The 19,612-nt window shown below is 55.0% G+C and carries 19 protein-coding genes; 11 read left to right on the forward strand and 8 right to left on the reverse strand.

The window, feature by feature from the left end:
- Positions 1 to 20: 20 nt before the first annotated feature.
- Positions 21 to 446, reverse strand: a complete 426-nt coding sequence (locus KGZ66_07080) for a hypothetical protein (GenBank protein ID MBS3985351.1) — start codon at positions 444 to 446, stop codon at positions 21 to 23.
- A complete protein-coding gene (locus KGZ66_07085; GenBank protein ID MBS3985352.1) occupies positions 443 to 1,219 on the reverse strand; it encodes a DUF368 domain-containing protein in 777 nt (258 codons plus the stop codon). Before KGZ66_07085 ends, KGZ66_07080 begins: the two co-directional genes overlap by 4 nt.
- Before the next feature lie 139 nt (positions 1,220 to 1,358).
- On the opposite strand from KGZ66_07085, the gene KGZ66_07090 reads away from it, so the two are divergent.
- On the forward strand, positions 1,359 to 2,045 hold the full coding sequence (locus KGZ66_07090) for a TIGR01906 family membrane protein (GenBank protein ID MBS3985353.1): 687 nt from the start codon (positions 1,359 to 1,361) through the stop codon (positions 2,043 to 2,045).
- 196 nt (positions 2,046 to 2,241) lie between these two features.
- Here the strand turns inward: KGZ66_07090 and KGZ66_07095 are convergent, their stop codons facing one another.
- Positions 2,242 to 2,493, reverse strand: coding sequence for a hypothetical protein (locus KGZ66_07095; protein ID MBS3985354.1), 252 nt, complete (start codon positions 2,491 to 2,493; stop codon positions 2,242 to 2,244).
- Positions 2,494 to 2,593: 100 nt separating this feature from the next.
- Between KGZ66_07095 and KGZ66_07100 the strand changes: the two genes are divergently transcribed.
- Positions 2,594 to 2,797, forward strand: a complete 204-nt coding sequence (locus KGZ66_07100) for a small, acid-soluble spore protein, alpha/beta type (protein MBS3985355.1) — start codon at positions 2,594 to 2,596, stop codon at positions 2,795 to 2,797.
- 12 nt (positions 2,798 to 2,809) lie between these two features.
- Here KGZ66_07100 and KGZ66_07105 read toward each other — a convergent pair whose 3' ends face one another.
- Entirely contained in the window at positions 2,810 to 4,021 is a 1,212-nt protein-coding gene (locus KGZ66_07105; GenBank protein ID MBS3985356.1) for a DUF401 family protein, read from the reverse strand.
- 530 nt (positions 4,022 to 4,551) lie between these two features.
- Here KGZ66_07105 and KGZ66_07110 point away from each other — a divergent pair.
- Together KGZ66_07110 and KGZ66_07115 are read left to right on the forward strand one after the other, a co-directional pair.
- A complete protein-coding gene (locus tag KGZ66_07110) occupies positions 4,552 to 5,337 on the forward strand; it encodes a CPBP family intramembrane metalloprotease (protein ID MBS3985357.1) in 786 nt (261 codons plus the stop codon).
- 43 nt (positions 5,338 to 5,380) lie between these two features.
- A complete protein-coding gene (locus KGZ66_07115; GenBank protein ID MBS3985358.1) occupies positions 5,381 to 7,003 on the forward strand; it encodes an ABC transporter ATP-binding protein in 1,623 nt (540 codons plus the stop codon).
- 91 nt (positions 7,004 to 7,094) lie between these two features.
- On the opposite strand, the gene KGZ66_07120 is transcribed toward KGZ66_07115, so the two are convergent.
- From KGZ66_07120 to KGZ66_07130, 3 genes are all read right to left on the reverse strand, one after another.
- A complete protein-coding gene (locus KGZ66_07120; GenBank protein MBS3985359.1) occupies positions 7,095 to 7,358 on the reverse strand; it encodes a Txe/YoeB family addiction module toxin in 264 nt (87 codons plus the stop codon).
- Entirely contained in the window at positions 7,358 to 7,612 is a 255-nt protein-coding gene (locus KGZ66_07125; GenBank protein ID MBS3985360.1) for a type II toxin-antitoxin system Phd/YefM family antitoxin, read from the reverse strand. Before KGZ66_07125 ends, KGZ66_07120 begins: the two co-directional genes overlap by 1 nt.
- Before the next feature lie 115 nt (positions 7,613 to 7,727).
- Entirely contained in the window at positions 7,728 to 8,375 is a 648-nt protein-coding gene (locus tag KGZ66_07130) for a cell wall hydrolase (protein ID MBS3985361.1), read from the reverse strand.
- Positions 8,376 to 8,895: 520 nt separating this feature from the next.
- Between KGZ66_07130 and KGZ66_07135 the strand changes: the two genes are divergently transcribed.
- The 7 genes from KGZ66_07135 (at position 8,896) to KGZ66_07165 (ending at position 17,740) form a co-directional block, all read left to right on the forward strand.
- Entirely contained in the window at positions 8,896 to 12,354 is a 3,459-nt protein-coding gene (locus KGZ66_07135; protein MBS3985362.1) for a DNA polymerase III subunit alpha, read from the forward strand.
- A gap of 34 nt (positions 12,355 to 12,388) precedes the next feature.
- The gene (locus KGZ66_07140) at positions 12,389 to 12,859 is read left to right on the forward strand and encodes a phosphatidylglycerophosphatase A (protein ID MBS3985363.1); all 471 of its coding nucleotides are present in this window, start codon (positions 12,389 to 12,391) and stop codon (positions 12,857 to 12,859) included.
- Between the two features lie 22 nt (positions 12,860 to 12,881).
- Entirely contained in the window at positions 12,882 to 13,841 is a 960-nt protein-coding gene (gene pfkA, locus KGZ66_07145; protein MBS3985364.1) for a 6-phosphofructokinase, read from the forward strand.
- 20 nt (positions 13,842 to 13,861) lie between these two features.
- On the forward strand, positions 13,862 to 14,884 hold the full coding sequence (locus KGZ66_07150; GenBank protein ID MBS3985365.1) for an aspartate-semialdehyde dehydrogenase: 1,023 nt from the start codon (positions 13,862 to 13,864) through the stop codon (positions 14,882 to 14,884).
- Positions 14,885 to 14,954: 70 nt separating this feature from the next.
- On the forward strand, positions 14,955 to 15,380 hold the full coding sequence (locus tag KGZ66_07155; protein MBS3985366.1) for a hypothetical protein: 426 nt from the start codon (positions 14,955 to 14,957) through the stop codon (positions 15,378 to 15,380).
- A gap of 66 nt (positions 15,381 to 15,446) precedes the next feature.
- Positions 15,447 to 16,586 carry an aminotransferase class I/II-fold pyridoxal phosphate-dependent enzyme gene (locus KGZ66_07160; GenBank protein MBS3985367.1) on the forward strand — a complete coding sequence of 380 codons (1,140 nt, stop codon included), beginning with the start codon at positions 15,447 to 15,449 and terminating at the stop codon, positions 16,584 to 16,586.
- Positions 16,587 to 16,627: 41 nt separating this feature from the next.
- Complete coding sequence (locus KGZ66_07165; GenBank protein MBS3985368.1) at positions 16,628 to 17,740, forward strand: YibE/F family protein; 1,113 nt, start codon at positions 16,628 to 16,630, stop codon at positions 17,738 to 17,740.
- A 29-nt stretch (positions 17,741 to 17,769) separates the two neighbouring features.
- Here KGZ66_07165 and asnB read toward each other — a convergent pair whose 3' ends face one another.
- Positions 17,770 to 19,608, reverse strand: a complete 1,839-nt coding sequence (gene asnB, locus KGZ66_07170) for an asparagine synthase (glutamine-hydrolyzing) (protein MBS3985369.1) — start codon at positions 19,606 to 19,608, stop codon at positions 17,770 to 17,772.
- Positions 19,609 to 19,612 lie beyond the last annotated feature (4 nt).

Below are 19,612 nucleotides of genomic sequence, written 5' to 3' on the forward strand. Positions count from 1 at the left end.
TGTCTACCACTCCCCACTGATTAAATAGCGGGATCCGTCGCTTGGCTTGCGCGCTGCCGCGCGAGCCTCCGCTTAAGTGCGGCTTTAGAGGCAAGGATGAGTGAGCTACCAAAAAGGCTCCAGACTAGCCCGAAGACCATCGCTAACGCCAAATCAAACTGCCCACCGAGGGATGCCGTGCGCACATGTTCTATGCTCTCTCCCAATCGGCAAGGCAAAGCGACAGTAAAGGACAAGAGCCAGTCCAAGGAGTTTGGCAGGATAAAGTCCGGGACGAGGAAGCCCAGAAATCTGTACGACATACCAAGCACCCACCACACGAACGCGTAGCGAAGCAAGGTGAGCAGGCGCAGGACGTTGCGCCTCGGCTTCTTCCTAAACGGATAGACAAAGGCCAAGAGCCACATAACAGCTAGAAGCGCGACAAAAAGGTAGTTGCTGATCATGTTGTCTCTCCTTCGGCTCGGGGCTGCCCTTGCCTGCCGCTCCACCACCATACCAAGGCGAAGCCGAGCAGGAAGAACGGCACGAGTATGAAGTCATAAGTGTTAGGCAGTAGGGCACGCGACGACCCGACGATAAGTCCGGCAAAAAAGTAAGATACTAAGTCATGATAGCGCGCGTAGAGCCTATCTAGCACGTGGGCTGGCAAGAATAATCCGGCCACGCTACCTAGCAGGAACCAAAGGAGTGGGACGACAGCCAGCACGCTTAGTGCGTAAATCAACGAATCGTAAATGCCCATAATGATTAACACAGAACTGCCGGGGACTCCCGGCAACACCATGGCCGCAGTCCCGAGCGCACCACCGACAATTAGCGTTAAGGGATTGATAGCACCGGTCGCCTGCCTGATGTCGAGCGGCTCTACACCGAGCAGTAGTCCAACTACTAGGCCTACGCCAAGGAACAGCGCGCGTTTCCAGGAAAGTGTGGGGGAGGCCGCCAGGACGGAGCGAACTGAAGCTAGCAGTGAGCCTAGTAGGACGGTAACCGTAATGTCGCGATACAAGGCAAAAATCCTGGCAAAAATTACGCCGCTTATGAAGATGCCGAGCAACATGCCACCCAAGAGAGGCAGGTAACGCTTTAGGCGCAAGCGCACTAAGTCGGCAACTAGGTTCTCGTAGAGGCCCATCATTAAGAATACTGTGCCGCCGCTCATGCCGGGCAAAACTATAATAAACCCAAGGATAAGTCCTTGTATGACACCTGTCATGCGCCACCGACCTTTACTTTATGTGTCTATAGTGCCTGTCCCATTATACGCTTGTGGAGCACTAGCTTGTCAATGTGTAGGGAGGAAGACGATTCACTGCGGCGAACTCTAGATAGAGACGATTATGGGGGGAGTTTCATTGCGCGTCTTAACACCCGCCCTCGGCGTTCTTCTCGCGGTCTGTACATTGCTGTTGTGCGTAACACTGGCCCTACATTGGGTAACCTTCGACCTAGATTTCTATGAGAGCAAGTACGAGTGGTTGGCAGTGCCTGAGAGTTTGCAGGTAGATATGCCTACACTGATGGGGTATACCCGGGCTTTACTCGACTACCTGGCCGGGCACAGGGACACGCCAAATGTGGAGGCTACCGTGCGCGGGCGTAGCGGGCCGCTCTACGGCGAGCGTGAACTGCTGCACTTAGTTGATGTGCGAAACCTCTATGCCTTGAGTTGGCAGGTGCGCAATCTGAGTCTAATCGCAGCGCTGTGTGTCGTCTACGTAGCGTACAAGGGCAGACACCTAGTACGCCTACTGCGGGCTTACGCCAAAGCGTCTGCCGCCGTAATTATTGGGCTCTTAGGGTTAACGGGCCTAGCCATCTTAGATTTTCCGCGCTATTTCACCTGGTTTCACCTTATATCGTTCGACAACGACCTATGGCTACTAGACCCGGCCACCGAGAACCTCATCAACATGTTCCCGGAAGCCTTTTTTGCCGCCGCCGCTCTGCGCATAGCCCTAACTGCGCTCATCGCCTATGCTTTGCTTGGCATCGTGGCCTGGCAGACAAGCAAAAGGCTACCTCCGGGAGTCCGGAGGTAGCGGTGAGCGGTGAGCGGTGAGCTGGGAGCTGTTAGTGGTAGGGGCTGTGGTAGAGAGAGCGTGCTCCGTGCTCCGTGCTTCGTGCTTAGTAGAGCGGTGTCGCAGTGGTGACCGGTTGCTCCCCTTTTACCTTTAACCTTTCCACCTTGCCACCCTCCCCACAAGCGACAAGCGACCAGCGACATGCCACACGCACCTACTCCCGCGTCACCTGCATATGGTTAAGCGATACTGCCGGAATGCTCTCAAGCCGCCCAATTAACTGGCGGCTTGTTTCTTCGTCGCACTCCATGACGAGAGTAATGAGCCCGTGCTTATCATCGGGCGAGGGGATGCCAAAGCGTCCTAGAACACACCGCCCAAAGTCGCTTATTACTCGCTGGACTTCCGGCGCATGTTCGGCACGTTGGTCGACGAGGATGCCGACGATGTTGATTTCTTTTCGCATGCCGTGTTTCCCTCCCATAGTTCATCCCAGTTTCTCCAGCCTGTTGCCGGATTATGCATGGGCGCTTCGTCCATACTACGTATGACAGGGGGTGGGATGGGTGAAGCCCAAGCAAACTAAGAAGGAAGCAGTCGTCACGGCATTAGCTCGTTTGAAACTAGAAATTGCCGAAGAAATAGGTCTGCTACCTAAGGTGCGGGAGGTGGGGTGGGCGGGACTCAGCGCAGCCGAAGCAGGCTACTTAGGCGGGGTGATGAGCAAACGCTTGCGCGAGCGTGGCTTAACCAAAGAGCACCTAAAGTAAGGCGAGGTTTGGCTACATCACTACTCCGAGCACCACCAGCGTGGCTATCACTGCCGCTGCCGGCCAGCGATATTCGCGGTAGAGCGGTAGCACCTGGCATTTAAAGTGCGTAGTGGTCGCCACTTGACACAGGTGGAGCGGGGAGCCAAAGTAACCGAGAAAAGACGAAGTGTAGGCCACAACGGTACCCAAAAGCACGGTGTCCGTAGCCTGCATGGCAGGAACCAAGAGTGGCAGGGTTAAGCCCAGGGCAGAAGTATTCGAAGCTGAGATCATGCCAGCAAAGAACGGCAAGACGACGTAGAGCACAGACACGGGGAGCCCCGTCTCTAGCAGGCGATTAATCAGGAGCGGCAGCGTCTCAACGCGGCTCATCACGCCTTGGAAAATCACAATGCCTACGCCTGCGCCAATCATCGAAGCATTAAGCCCGCGGTAGAGCATGCGCGGGTAGTGCTCTAGGCCTGAATCTCCCAAGAAGAGCGCCAGGATGACTCCGACAAGGAGTGCGACAGGAAATGACAGGCCGCCGGCCACGGTGAGGAGAAGACTTATCCAAATCGGGCTGGTGTACCAGAGCAGGTGCCAAAAATCCCGTCGGGTTGGGCGAGGCGAACTGGGAATTATATCGGGCACGCCCCGCAGATAAGTGAAATACCCTGCCGCCAGTAATGTGACAGTCAAAGGTAACTGCCACGCGAGGAGGCGCGACAAGGGCAACCCAGTCATATTAGTTATGAGGATAAACGCAGGGATTAACGGGTAGACAAAAAACCACGCGTGGCGAAACAAGAGATTAATTGCGGCCATGCGCTCGCGCGATAGTTCGAGCTCCCCGCCTAGCTTTTCTACCGTCGGAGCAGACATAATCGCCCCGCCGGCGACTATTAGCGTGCCAATCAGAGAGGGCACTAGCATAATAGTCAGTTTGGTGCTGCGCAAGGTCACCTGGAGGAGGGCAACCATTTTAGCCAAGACTCCGCCCTCTTGCATGACGTGGCCTAAGAGGCTAATCATGCCTAGAGTCAGGATAAGCTGCACGGAGTTCGGGTCGACAAGCGACTCTATCCCAATGCTAAAAAGCGTCCCTAGTCCTTTGCCGGAACTAAGTCCTACTATTAACGCTCCAATAAGTAGCGCCAGCCCTACTTGCACTTTGCGTTGCACCAGCATCACGATAGCAATAAAGGCCACCACTATGCCCAATACAGCCACTGCCGTCATCCCTTCTAGCTCTATGCAATTATTATAGCGCAAAGAGAGGTGTATTGTCGCTTGCCTAACATCACACCCGAAAATGCGCCACGATAAACGTAGCCAATTTTGAACTCAGCGATAGTGCAACAATTTTGTTAGAGCTATTGACTTTATTAGAGGAGGGTAGGTAGAATTGTGCCGACTTAGTAATTCATGTTAAACGAGTACAGCCTCGCCATCATGAACTAGCCCCCCTTGTGGCGGAGAGGATAATGTTACGCAATGCCAATAGTGTGGATTGTAGTATCTCTGTTGATACACGGCGCATTTAAGTGGGAGATTCCCGTGAAAATTGCCGCATTTGGGGCATTTCTTTGGCGAGACATTGGCGTCCTGATAACTCCTTGCAGCATTTGGAGCCAGAGTCCTTGTTCGGTGATTCTGGTTTTGTTTGTGTGATTATGCGGAGCCATGAAGAGTTTTACGCTGGTCGCGTGCGAGAACGAGCTAGTCTCATTTGGGGTTCAGTCCCGAAGGAACGGAAGGGGATGTGCTAGGTGTCTTTTGTGCCGATGCTGCTTGTTTCTCTCATGTACATCGGGGTCTCTGGATGTGAAGTGCCTATAAAGTGGAGCCCTTTTAGGGAGTTTTTGAGGGGGCATAGCGTCGCGCTAGGTGTGTTGTTGGTCCACCGTAGTATTAGTTATGGCGTAGCGTCGACGATTTACCAGCTGTCTCCCGATCCCTACTATCGGGTGCTCATGGTCATGTGGCATATGGCTCTCCCCATCGGAATGTTTGCATACTACACGTCAGCCAAGCGGCGGGCGAATTTCCCCAATTTTGCCTTGATTGGTCTGCTGTTTTTGGCAACGTACGTCGTCGAAACACACGCCCTGTTCACGATCGTCAGCCAGCACGATGTTGGCTGGATCAGCACGCGCGAAGACGAGGGTGGTCTAGGGGCAACGTTAGCTAACCAAGTTGTTTATGCCATGCTCGTATATGCACTGGTCAGTGTTGGCGAGGAGCTGCTCTTCAGGGTTACCCTGTTTGAAGTGTTTCAGAAGATCTTCCGTTTGAAGGAGGCTGCTATAGTCTTAGGGACAGGCGTCATCTTTGGCGCTCTGCATATCTTGCCGTATTTTAGGACAGAGGTTGAACTACTCAGGGTTGCCACATTGTACAATGTCGCAACCACAACCCTCTTGGGGCTAATTTTGGGCCTCATCTACGCTCGGCACAGGGACTTGCTCCTCATTACTTTCCTTCACTGGTGGGTGGGGGTCATGAACATCGGCGGGCGTCTAATGGCAGGCTTGCTGTACCTATGGCTTTCATAATTGACCGGGCTTTCACGCTTGCCCATTGGTCTGGAGGGGTTTTATGGCAGTTTGGGATATTGTCCGCAAGTACAGATGCAATATTGCACTGGTGATGTCATGTTATCTCTTGCAAGTCGTGGTAAGCTCAATTAACCCTTTATACATGACACGACTGATTGATGAGTTAGCCAAACATGAATCTGCTCGCCCTCAAGTCTTAGCAGGAGCGGTAGCCTTTTTGCTGGCGGCCTCAGTGATGCGTCTAGCGTTAGGCGTGTTTCTGGCTAGATATCTTGGGAAGATAGCACTAACCATCGCCAAAGAAGTTCGCATGCACATCGCAAGCCGCTATCTTTCGTCGCCTAGGACAAAAGTCCCCGACCCAGGGGACTTTCTCACGACGTCATCGCGTGATGTCAATAGGCTGGTAAGTTTTGTTACGGGTGACTTGAATAGCATCTCGGTTTCAGTAACAAGCTTTATTGGCGTTTCTTTGGTCTTAGCACACATGAATATGGCATTGTATGGGCTGATAATTGCCTTTATTCCCCTCTATTTTATCGTCTATAAAAGGTTTTCCGATGTCCGTTACAGGCTATCGTTAGATGTCAGGAATAGGCACGGGTCCCTAGCTGACAGCATGGCAGCGGCAACTATGCACCAGCGAACAATCTATGTACACAGGGCACAGCGCGTAATTGAAGCGCAACTGGAGCATCGCCTACAAGACTGCAATGATGCCGAGTACAAAAGCATCATTAACAACGCTTGGTCAGGTCTTACGCTGTCCGGCATCTCGTTCATGATGAGCGCGACAGCCTTCATTCTCGGCACTGTGCTCGTTGTGCAAGGCCGAGTTACGGTTGGCATGCTCATGGCTTTTACCACTCATGCGGGAAGTTTGCTATCACCGGTGAGTAATCTAACTAACTTGGCCCTATCATGGCACGATACACGGGTTGCAGCAACAAAAATAGCCTACTACAGCGGGTTGCAGGAAACAAGAGTCGGGAGCATGGCTTACTCGCCTAACGTCTGTGCTGTAAGCTTTGAGCGCGCAGTGTTTCAGCAAGGGGGGCTGAATCTTACTTACCGCATGGGGCTGGCACCGATCACTAGTATTGCGGGGCGCACAGGTGCTGGGAAAAGCACAATCTGCGAGTGTTTGGCGGGTTACTTGTCTCCCACAGCAGGTATAGTTGTGTACGAGACTGAGACTGGGAGCGTCGCCCCTAGCGAAATCCGCCGTCATGTGCACCTAGTTGATTCTCACATGGTGTTGTTCGAGGAGCTGCCCATCCTATTGAACTTAACACTCGGAGTCGAGATGCCAGCCGCAAGCATAGAGTGGGTGTTGGACCTTACTGAACTGAAGACTTTGTTGGTTGAACGCGACATTAGCTTGTCAACTACAGCGCGTGAAGCGAACTTCAGTCAAGGAGAGAGTCAGCGCCTGCTGATTGCACGGGCACTACTCACAAAGCCAGCAATTTTGATATTAGATGAGGCGCTTTCGGGAGTGGACCCGGCTATGGCTGAGCGCATAGTACGGCAGGCAAGCCAACACGTGTCGATTGTTATCATCGTTTCACACCGTCTAAGCGATCATGAGCAGTCGCAAATCGTGCACTACGTTGATGACGGAAGACTCCTGGAAATGGCACCGATCCGCGGGGCCGAGTAGAACACACGTGGAAGAATGCTTCCTCGGTCCTCCCGCTTTCTACCGGCAAGATGTTGCCATATTTTCGCGCAGTACGCAGCAGAGCCGAGCGCTACGCTTCGTAGTGCGTCCACATACTGATAATCTTCACTGTACGGAGGTCCTCAATGACTTGATAAACTAACCTGTGCTTTACGTTAATCCGGCGTGAGTAGGCTCCCTGCAAATCGCCTACGAGCTTCTCGAATGGCGGGGGAGACTGATAGGGGTTCTGGCGCAGAACCTCAATTAGCGCCATGGCCTTGCCGTCTAGCTTGCTGGCCTTTAGTTTCTGAATGTCCTTTATCGCCTGCTTGTGATAGACGACAGCGTACATTACCAGTTGACCTCATCTTCAGCCACACACTCGGTCAAGGGTGTCTTTAAGCCAGCCATAATACGCTCGCGCATGTTAGGGATAGAGCAGAGGTACAAGGTTTCCATCAGGCCTCGGTAGTCTTCTTCGCTGAGAATTATGGCATTCCCGTCCTTCGTACTGACCGTTATGGGCTCGTTAAAGCGTATGGTCTGTTCAAGCAGGCTGAAGAGGTTCTTGCGCAAATTAGTGATGGTTGTGTTAATCACCTGCATGACCTCCGTTTCGTTGTATGTACATCGTAGCGTACACGGCGCGGGGTGTAAAGAGCCGGGCGAAGATAAGCGAAACCGGCTGTTGCTTAGCGCAACAGCCGGTTTGGTCTGCCTCTTATCGCATAAACACGTGGTTGCCGATGCGGGCAACTACAGGTCGGGTGGCCATCCAAGCGTGTGGTGCCTTAACGGGGTTGTAGAAGAATACTGCCCCGTTCGTGGGGTCTTGGCCGGCAAGTGCTGCGTCTAAGGCACGGTAGGCGCTTGGGCCTGCGGGCTTATATGCCCAGCCGTTTAGAATCGGCTCGAATTGGAAGGGCTGATACATGACGCCGCGCAGAGTGTTAGGGAAGCGCGGGTCGCGTATGCGATTAAATACGACTGCAGCCACAGCGACTTGGCCCTTGAAGGACTCGCCCTGAGCTTCGGCGTAGATTAATTTGGCAAGCGCCGACCGCTCGCTCGCGGAAAGCACAATGCCGCGCGACGCGGCAGCCTGACGGGGCAGAGCGGCCGCCTGTCCCGGCAGTCTGAGTGACCGACCTGCAATAATCCTATCGCTGCGCAAGTTGTTTAGCGACTTTAAAATCGCTACACTTGTCTGGTAACGGCGCGCGATAGAGGTCAGAGTATCTCCCCAGGCAATGCGGTGTACGGTAGCTTGTGTGCTAGCCGTGTGGTGAGCAGCGGCAAAAGTAGGGAGAGCAACAAACACGGCAACAGACATGAGCAGCAACGCGAGTGACAACAGACGCTTGTACATGGAAGACATCCTTTCTCAAGTAGAGTAAGCCTCCGAGGTTAGTTGACGGGTTCGGGAAGAAAGGCAGACCCTACCAGTCGGACGACCGGATTCACCCCAATTGTAGTCCCCCGTACGAGATAGTGCCGCTCGCCATGCAAACAGGCTGACTAGGCACTAATCCCAGATTCGGCTTGACCTGTAGTATACCGATGCGGCGGCAGGACGTCAAACGTAAATGTTGGCAGGAAGAAGCATTTGGCTGAGGGAGCGTGCTTCGTGCTCCGTGCTTCGTGCTCAGTAGAGCGCTGTCGCGCTAGAGACGGGGTCGCCTTTCACCTTTGTCCTTTCCACCGCTCACCGCTTACGGCTTACAGCTTACAGCTGACAGCGTCTTCCTCGGTCACAGTTCATGATTCACGATTCACGATTTCTGACTTCCCACCTCCCACTTCTCACCTCTCACCTCTCAAAAGGCAGGGAAAGCAGCTGCCTGCGTAGAACACTTACAGGTCATCGAGTGCGAGTCTGGAGGTTTCCTATGGATTTTGTCCATCTTCACGTTCACTCAGAGTACAGTTTGCTGGATGGTTTTGCCAAGATTGACGATGTAATTAAGCACGTAAAATCCCTTGGACATAAAGCGCTCGCCATTACAGACCACGGCAATATGCACGGCGTCGTCGATTTCTATAAGGCGGCGCGGCGCGAAGGGATTAAGCCGATTATCGGGTGCGAGGTATATATGGCGACTCGCACTCGTTTTGACCGCGAGCCTAACCTTGACTCCGATTCTTACCACCTCGTGCTGTTAGCCATGAACGACTGTGGGTACAAAAACCTGCTACGCTTAGTAAGCGCCGCCTATACCGAAGGGTTCTATTACCGGCCGCGCATTGACTGGAAGCTGCTCGAACAGCACAACGAGGGACTTATCGCCTTGAGCGCCTGCCTAAGCGGCGAAGTGTCGCACCGCCTCCTGCGCCGTGACTATCACGGAGCGCGCGAGGTGGCGACGTGCTTTGCCGGGCTTTTCCCCGGCCGCTTCTACTTAGAGCTGCAAGAGCACTTTTTGCCCGAGCAGCGCGCGGTAAATACAGCCTTGGTGCAGTTAGCGGCAGAGCTAAAGCTACCGCTCGTTCTAACTAACGACGTACACTATGTTACCCCCGAAGACCACAAGGCACACGACGTGCTGCTCTGCGTACAGACCGGAAAAGCCGTGACAGACCCTAACCGCATGCGCTTTGTGCCGCAGTTTCATGCCACTAGCGCAGAGGAACTGGTGGCGCGGCTGCCGTATCTCGAGCCGCACGTTTTACATGAGGCCATCGCCAACACCGTGCGCATTGCCGAGCGCTGTCACCTGGAGTTTGATTTCGACAAGCGCTATTTGCCCCGCTTTGAAATCCCCGCCGGACATACTGAACAAAGCTACCTTGAACATCTCTGCCGCGAGCGACTTACTTGGCGCTACCCAAATCCCAGCGACGAGGTACGCGAGCGACTGGAATACGAGCTTAGAGTGTTTGCCGAAGCCGGCTTTGCCGGTTACATGTTAATTACGCAAGACTTCACGAGCTTTGCGCGCGAACGCGGCATTCCGGTGGGACCGGGTCGTGGTTCGGCTGTAGGCTCGCTTGTGGCCTACGTACTTGGCATTACCGACCTTGACCCCTTGCCGTTTAACCTGCTGTTTGAGCGCTTTCTCCATCTTGAGCGCGTGTCGATGCCGGATATAGACATCGACTTCTGCTACGAACGGCGCGACGAAGTAATACAGTATGTGACAGAAAAGTACGGCCACGCCAACGTCTGCCAAATCGTCACTTTCGGAACGCTGGGGGCGCGCGCCGCCGTGCGCGACGTCGCCCGCGCGTTGGCCATACCTCTCTCGGAAGCCGACCGCATCGCCAAGCTAGTGCCGGAGGAACTAAGCATTACCCTGCGCGACGCCCTCACTAAATCGCCTGACCTAGAGAGGCTCTATCAGACTGACGAGCGAGTGAAAGAACTCTTAGACCTGGCCGAGGCGCTCGAGGGCATGCCTCGCCACACCTCGGTACACGCGGCTGGCGTGGTTATTACGCCGGAGCCTCTCGTGAACCTAATCCCCCTGGCCAAGTCCGGCCAGGCTGTAATCACCCAGTTCGATATGAACACCGTTCAAGAGCTTGGTCTCCTAAAAATAGACTTTCTTGGGCTGCGCACGCTTACTGTCATAAAGGACTGTGTCGATAACATAAAGGTAAGCCGGGGGCTCACCATCGACTTTGATTCCCTTGGGTTTGAAGACGCTGCAACCTATGCCATGTTGGCTAAGGGCGACTCTTTGGGCGTCTTTCAGCTTGAAGGCGGCGGCATGCGCAATTTTTTCGCGAAGCTGCGCCCGACCTGCTTTGAAGATATAGTGGCAGGGATATCGCTGTTTCGCCCCGGCCCTATGGACCAAATACCGCGCTATCTTGCGAACCGCGAAAACCCTGACGGCATTCAGTATGCCGACCCTCGACTAGAGCCTATCCTGAAAGTGACCTATGGCTGCCTCGTCTACCAAGAGCAGGTGCAGCAGAGTGTGCAGGCGCTAGCAGGCTACTCCCTAGGGCGCGCCGACATAGTGCGGCGGGCGATGGCCAAGAAAAAGCCCGAAGCTATGGCCGAGGAAAGGCAGTACTTCCTGCACGGGTTGGTTGACCGCGAGGGCAACCGCGTCGTGCCCGGCGCGTTAGCTCTAGGCGTGCCGCTCGCTGTAGCTAACAAAGTATTTGACGAGATGGCGGAGTTCGCTAACTACGCCTTTAATAAGTCGCACGGCGCCGGCTACGCAGTGCTTGCCTACCGCAGTGCCTACCTAAAATGCCATTATCCCGCCGAGTTTATGGCGGCACTCCTGACTTCCGTCGCGGGAAGCTCGGATAAACTCAAGCTATACCTTGAAGAATGCAAGCGCCTCGGCATCACGGTCGCGCCGCCCGACATTAACGCCAGTGACATTAACTTTACCGTAGAGAACGGAGCCGTCCGCTTTGGCCTCTTAGCCATTAAAAACGTGGGCGAAAAAGTTATTGAACGCATCGTGACGGAGCGCCGCACAAAGCGCTTTACGTCTCTTTATGACTTCATAAGCAGGCTTGACGAGGGCACCGTGAACCGGCGTGTGCTCGAATCCTTAATTAACGCAGGCGCCATGGATTCGCTCGGCTACAACAGGCGCGAGTTGCTGAGCATTATGGACGAGTGCGTGGAAAAGGCCGCCGATGAGCGGCGGGCAAAGCAATCCGGGCAGATTTCCATGTTTGCGTTGCTAGACGGCCAAGACGGGCACCGCGTTGAGGTACGCCCTGCTTCCTTGAGCGAGTTTTCCCTAGGCGAGCTTTTGGCAAAGGAGAAAGAGCTGCTTGGCTTTTACGTCTCCGGGCATCCGTTAGACGCCTTTCGCAGTGCCATGAAGAGGTTTGGCGCACTGCCTTCTAGCCATATCGGCGAACTCGAGGATAAGGCCGAGGTCTCGCTTGCGGGAATGGTCACCGATGTGCGCGTGGTGCTTACTAAAAAGGGTCAGCGTATGGCCTTTGTGCAACTCGAGGATTTCGAGGGTGCCAGCGAGATTGTCGTGTTTCCCCAAGCCTACGAAAAGTACATCGACGTGCTAAGCCCAAACGCCGTGTTGGGAGTAAAAGGCCAGGCGAGTCTGCGTGACGAGCGAGTTAGCGTAAGCGCAGCTTCTCTCCATCCTCTCTCCCCAGACAAAACCCAAGCCAAGGTGCCGCCAATGCTCTCGCTGCGTGTGGCAGGCACCGAACGCGAGCAGCTTCTAGCCGTGCGCAACATTCTAAGGCGTCACCAAGGCACTGTCCCTGTCTATCTTGAACTCCTAGGCGAGGGCGCTACCGTGCGGGTATCAGACAAGCTGTTTGTCGATGGCTCTCTAGAGCTATGCCACGACCTAGAGCAGGTGTTGGGTGCGGGGAATGTACTGACTGCCCGGCGCGACATATGAATATGTTAGAGAAGAAGGTAGAGAGGAGAACCCTATGAAAGACGTAGTTGTAGAGCTGTTGTCCGAACGAGGCGTCCCCCTAAACGAAATTGCGAACCTAGTGTTAGAGCTGCAAAAACCTTATCAGCCCGGTCTTACCCTTGACGATTGCCTGGCCTCGGTTCTAGCGGTGCTAGAAAAGCGCGAAGTGCAGCACGCTATTTTGACCGGCGTCGCCCTCGACGTACTGGCAGAGCAGCATGCGCTCCCCGAGCCACTCTGCTCCATTGTGACGAGAGACGCGTCACTCTACGGTATAGATGAAATTCTCGCTTTAGGAATAACCAACATTTACGGCACGATTGGCCTCACAAATTTTGGGTATCTCGACAAGACAAAACTCGGCATCCTGCGAACCCTTAACAGCCACAAAGAGCGAGTACATACTTTTATGGATGACTTGGTAGCTGCGCTCGCCGCGGCAGCAGCCTCAAGGCTTGCTCACAACCGCAGGCAGAGCCAATAGAAGCAGAAAAGGGAGCAGTGCAATGCAAAAGATTGGCGTACTGACCAGCGGGGGAGACGCCCCCGGCATGAACGCGGCCATCCGTGCGGTGGTGCGTAAAGGATTGCACGTAGGCCTTACGGTTTTTGGTATCAGGCGGGGCTATGCCGGGCTGCTTGCCGACGACTTTGTGCAGCTTGGGGCCGGTTCAGTGGGCGATATTATCCACCGTGGGGGCACCATGCTCCGCACGGCGCGGTCGGAAGAGTTTAAGACCGAGGCCGGCTTTCTGCGTGCGCTCGAGGTGCTAAAGGCGCGCGAGATACAAGGACTTGTCGTCATCGGCGGAGACGGGTCGCTGCGCGGCGCAGAGAAGTTGTACCAACAGGGAATACTCACAGTAGGAGTTCCCGGCACTATAGACAACGACATTCCCGGCACCGACGAAAGCATTGGGTTTGACACGGCAGTTAATACCGCCTTGCAGGCCATCGACCGGATTCGCGATACCGCTACGTCGCATGAGCGCGCCTTCGTCATCGAAGTAATGGGGCGAAATGCCGGCCACCTCGCACTTGAGGCCGGCTTAGCGGGGGGAGCGGAGTCTATACTTGTGCCGGAAGAACCGCTCGACTTAAGCGAAATCTGCGCACGTTTAAAGCGCGGCCACCAACGCGGCAAAGTCCACAGCATTATCGTCGTGTGCGAAGGGGCGGGGGAGGGCTTTAAGCTAGGCGACTTTGTGCGGCAGTGCACAGGTTTTGACACGCGCGTGACAGTGCTAGGCCATGTACAGCGCGGCGGGAGTCCCACCGCACGCGACAGAGTATTGGCCAGCACCATGGGTGCCAAAGCAGTAGATCTATTGGCGGAAGGGAAGGGCGGCGTAATGGTTGGGGTAAAGCGAGGCGAAATTGTGGCCTTACCCATCAGTCAAGCGCTTGCCGCAGATTCAACTTTTAGCCATGCGTCTTACCGCCTGGCCGCGATTTTGGCACAATAATTAAGGAGGGAACTACCAGAGTGGGTATCAAGCTAGCCATCGTTGGCGCGACGGGCGTCGTCGGTCAGACCTTGCTCAAAGTACTAGATGAGCGCCGTTTTCCCCAGAGCGAAGTGCGTTTGTTGGCGTCGGCTGGTTCTGTGGGAAAGACGATGGAGTTTGGGGGCCGGCAGCTCGCTGTAGCCGAGGCCACTCCTGCGGCCTTCGCCGGCATCGATATCGCCTTTTTCGCGGCTTCCGGCGAAGTAGCTAAGGAGTTAGCACCGGCAGCCGTGGCGCACGGCGCCATAGTCATCGATAATAGCTCTGCTTACCGGATGGTAGAAGAAGTGCCGCTAGTAGTCCCGGAGATTAACGCCGCGGACTTAAGGCAGCACCGCGGGATTATCGCCAATCCCAACTGCTCTACCATTATTATGGCCGTGGCTCTTAAGCCCATATATGACGCGGTGGGCATTAACCGGGTGGTAGTGTCGACCTATCAGGCGGCCTCGGGAGCCGGGATAGCCGCCGTGGAGGAGCTCAAAGCTCAGGTAGCAGCCTACATCGAGGGCCGCCCGCTGACGGCGGAAGTGCTGCCCACAGCGCTCGGTAAGAAGCACTACCAATTAGCGTTTAACGTAATCCCCCAGGTAGATGTCTTTCGGGCTGACGGATACAGCCAAGAAGAGTGGAAGATGACCTACGAAACGCAGAAAATCTTTCATGACCACAAGCTGATGGTTTCGGCCACGTGCGTGCGCGTGCCCGTGATGTGGTGCCACTCCGAGTCCATTAACGTCGAGACAAAGCAAAAGCTCACGGCGAGCCGCGCGCGCGAGCTTTTAGCAAGGAGCCCGGGTGTGGTTGTGCTTGATGATACTGGCGAACAGCTCTACCCTATGCCCATTGACTTTCCTGACCGTGACGAAGTCTTTGTAGGGAGAATCCGCGAAGACATAAGTCGCGACTATGCGCTCAACCTTTGGGCAGTAGGCAATCAACTGCGAAAGGGCGCTGCGTCAAATGCCGTGCAGATAGCGGAGGCCATCATTAAGAATTAAGAACTATGCATAACAAAGGTGTTGGCAAATCATACTATGGATGGTGATACCAATATAGGAGGTATGGTTTGTGAACATCGTCTGGTTTGAAAAGGCGCCTAAGGGGAGAGGGAACGCAGCAGGGGATAAGGCACTCAAGATTACCTTCACCGACAAGCCTAAAGGCGTGCGCTGTAATGTCGCGCTGACGCGGAGACTCTCACATATGGGTGCGCATTACGTGCGCATGGGGCTGCAGGATGGGCTGTTCGTCATTATTCCCGTAGGGCAGCATGAGACCGGGTTTAAGCTAATCACCAATAAGAGCAGCGCCCAGGTCTGTGCGGCCTCAATCGGCGAATGGGCGGCGGTGCTCGGGCTCATCAAGAAGCGCGTGCACGGCAAGTGGGAAGACGCGAGGGGGGCCTTCACCTTTGACTGCCAACAAGCTCTAGACGGCAACGTGTCTGATGAAGGGCGAAAGAATCCCGCCATGCTCAAACTCATGTCAGTTTAACCAAACCCATGATCCGAGAAGGATTAAGAGCATCACCCCCGAACACTTACCTTCGGGGGTGATTTCATGAAAAGAAGCATGCTGCCGCTCCGTACCCGTCCGGCGGTTCCACCTGTCTATCAGACATCAGTCTTTGCCTTTGACTCGCTAGAGCAGGTGGACCAAGCCTTTGGCGGCGAAGAAGGAGCATTCGTCTATTCCCGTTACGGTAACCCAACAGTTAGGGCACTAGAGACGGCCTTAGCCCACTTAGAGGGTACGGAAGCCGCCTTAGTCGCGTCCTCGGGTATGGCTGCGCTTGCTGTCGCCGTGCTGTCTCTGTGCGGGCAGGGCGACCACATTATCGCGGCGCAAGACCTGTATGGAGGCACGCAAGCGCTGTTTCAACGCGACTTTAGCAGATGGGGTATCGATATAACCTTTGTGGACGCGCAAAACATAGCCCGAGTAGAGGAAGCAATTCGGCCAAATACTAAGCTTATCTTTGTGGAGACAATCTCGAATCCTCTCATGAAAGTGGCAGACTTGTCGCGCCTAGCCGCCCTTAAGCGTGGTTTTGGCATCACTTTGATGGTAGACAACACTTTTGCCAGCCCGGTGCTGTGTCGGCCAAGCGAATGGGGAGCAGACCTCGTCATGGAGAGCCTAACTAAGTACATTAACGGGCACTCCGATGTCACCGCCGGTGCCGTAATGGGCTCTAAGGAATTAATCGAGCGCATGCGGCCGCTCCATACAGATTTTGGTGCCATCACCAGCCCCTTTGACGCTTGGTTAGTGCAAAGGAGCCTGCAAACATTAAAGCTTAGGCTACAGCAGCACTGCCAAAACGCCGCGGCTTTGGCCGAGTTTCTGGCCGCACAGCCTAAGGTCATGAAGGTGTACTACCCCGGGTTGCCTGGGCATCCGCAGCACGCTTTGGCCAAGGCGCAGATGAGCTGTTACGGCGGCATGCTGAGCTTTGTTGTAGAAGGCGGATGCTACGGCGCCGGGCAAGTCATTAAGCGTTTACGGCGCGTAGACTTTGTGCCAAGCCTTGGCGGCACCTCGACTACCGTTTCGCATCCGGCCAAAACCAGTCACCGCGGCATGACCGTTATGGAGCGAGTTAGGCTAGGCATAGATGACGGCCTTATCCGCGTATCAGCGGGATTAGAGGACCAAGAAGAGATTCGTGCCGACTTTGCGCAAGCGCTCACTTGGTGAGTCTTTTCGCAGCCAAATTTAACGTGAGGGGAGCAGTGGAAGTGAGGCGAACAATAGCTCTTGTGCTGTTGTTCCTGGTGTGTTTGGCATCGCCCGTGGCAGCCCAAACCGAGGAACCACCAGCAGACGTAGCGATTGAGTTCGCGCGAGCGCGTGTGCTGACGCTAGTGGAACTGCCGGCAGAGGAAGGGCAGACTGAAACAGGGTTTGAACTGCGCGAGTTTGACGTACAGCTAGAGGTCTTAAGCGGCAGCCTCCGCGGTCGCACGGTGGACATCAGACATGTGCTCACCGGGACGCCCGCCTTCGATATTGTCATTTCGCCCGGGCAACGTGTGCTTATCGCGGTAGAGCAGGTTGAGGGTGAAGTTATAGAGGTAGCTATCGCCGACCACGAGCGCGACCGCCACTTGTTGGCCTTAGCTATTGCCTTTAGCGCCCTACTCATTGTCTTAGGCGGCAAGAAGGGGCTGTTTAGCCTTATCTCGCTTGCCCTCATCGGGGTGCTGATTATCTATGTGCTTATCCCGCTGTTGCTGCGCGGTTATAACCCGATTACGCTGGCCGTAATCGTAGCCGCTATCGCCACGGCCTTTACCACTACATTAGTAGGGGGAGCTAACCGTAAGGCTCTAGCGGCCATTGTCGGCACAGTGGGTGGCCTAATAGTTGCCGGGGTGCTGGCCATAGTCGTAGGCGGAGCAATCCACACTACGGGCCTAGCGGGTGAGGAGGCGCAGATGCTTGCGTTTATTCCTCAAGGCGTGGCCTTTGACTTCCGCGGCTTGCTCATGGCGGGGATTATTATCGGGGCGCTTGGCGCAATTATGGACACGGGCATGAGCATTTCCTCAGCCGTGTCCGAGGTGCAGCGCGCTAGTCAGGGCCTTAGAAGAAAAGAGCTCTTTTGGGTAGGCATGAACGTCGGGCGCGACGTAATGGGTACCATGGCCAACACCCTTATTCTCGCCTATACAGGCGGCTCGTTGGCTTTGCTGCTCTTGGTGCAGGCCTACGAGGTTGAGTTTATCCGCCTCATTAACATGGACTCTATCGCCAGTGAAGTGCTGCGGGCACTTGCCGGAAGCATAGGCTTGGTGTCAGCCATTCCGATGACGGCTTTAGCGGCGGCGTTCTTGGCGAAGAAGCGGTAGGGGAGAGGAGCCAGCAACCCCTCGTCCTCCTACTCAATATACAACTTATGCCACACCTGAAAAACCAGAATCGTCCACAGCCTGCGGCTGTGGTCGTTTTTTCCCGCGATATGCTCAGCTAGCATTTCCTGTGCGTATTTCGTGTTGACGTATTGACTGATGCTCGGGCTCTGCAGCGTATCTGCAAGGCGTGCCTGCCACTCGCGCTTAATCCACTCGCGGGTAGGCACAGGGAAGCCGCGCTTCGGGCGGCTGGCCACTTCCGGGGGCAACCAGTTAAGCGCTGCTTGGCGTAAGATGTACTTCGTTATGTTGCCTGTAACTTTTAGCTCCGGGGGGATGGTAGCCGCAAACTCCACGAGGCGATGGTCAAGAAAGGGGACGCGCAGTTCCAAGGAATGCGCCATCGTCATGCGGTCAGCCTTAACCAGAATATCGCCGGAGAGCCAAGTGTTAAAGTCTAGATACTGCATTTGCGCGATGTCGTCTAGGTCTTTTACTTGCTCGAAGTAGGGGCGGGTAATGTCAGTAGGTAGCAGGCGTCGATTGGACCGCATTGCGAGCAGCCTGTCCTTCTGTGCTTCGGTGAAAATAAGGGCGTTGCCGAAGTAACGCTCGGCTAGTGGGGTATTGGCGCGGCGCAGGTAGTCTTTTCCCTTTACGCCCTCCGGCAATGCGCGCCCAAGCGAGGAAAGCAGAGCCCGCACCGGGGAGGGGAAGCGCGCGAATTTGCGTACCTCGCCCGGCTCCTTGTAGATGCCATAACCGCCAAACACCTCGTCTGCGCCTTCGCCTGACAGAACGACTGTAATGTCTTGGCTCGCACGGCGTGCGACAAAGTAGAGTGCGCAGGCGGCAGGGTCAGCTACCGGCTCGTCCATATGCCAGATAATATCCGGCAGTGCCTGCCACATATCCTCGGCAGAAACGTGGACTTCGTGGTGGTCGGTGGCTAAAGCTTGCGCGGTGTAGCGCGCTTCCGGCAGTTCGTCGTATTTTTCTTCGGCGTATCCCACGGAGTACGTGGAGAGGTTGTCCATTCTGCGCAGCAACGCGGCAATCACGCTTGAGTCTACGCCACTCGAGAGAAACGCGCCGCGCGGGACTTCGCTCATCATGTGCATTCTTACGGCTTCGGTCAATAAGTGCTCGGTGCCCTCTATAAAGTATGACGCGGGCTTGCTCACCGGACGGAATTCCAGTTGCCAATACCTCTTAAGCGTGAGCTTATCGTCGCGGAGCGAGAAGTAGTGGGCAGGGGGGAGACGCAGCAGCCCCTTAAACAGAGTTCTTGGGTCAGGTACAAACTGGAAGGTGAAGTAGTGCTGTAAGCTGTCCTCGTCGACCGCGCGCATAACGGCAGGATGTTCGAGAACGGCCTTGGCCTCGGAAGCATAGATGAAAGCATCGCCTTGCATGGTGTAGTAGAGTGGCTTAATGCCAAAGCGGTCGCGCGCCCCGTAGAGGGTCTTGTTGGCAGTGTCCCAAACAACAAAGGCAAACATGCCGCGCAGGGCACTAAGGCACTCTATGCCTTGTTCCTCAAACAGGTGGAGGATTACTTCGCTGTCTGTATGCGTAGCGAAGCGGTGGCCACGCAAAATAAGCTCGGCGCGCAGCTGTTCGTAGTTATAAATCTCGCCGTTAAATGTAAGCCACAGCGTGCCGTCCTCGTTGCAGAGCGGCTGATGCCCGGCCGCCACGTCAATAATGCTGAGGCGGCGGAAACCAAGCGCGACATCCTCGTCCACAAACGAGCCGCTGTCGTCTGGCCCGCGGTGAGCGATGGCCGACATCATCTGGGCGAGTACGCCTTTTTTCTCTTCTAGGCTGAGACGCGTGTCAAGAAAGCCCGCAATACCACACATAGTG

The organism is Selenomonadales bacterium (assembly GCA_018335585.1).
GTDB lineage: Bacteria > Bacillota > UBA994 > UBA994 > UBA994 > UBA994.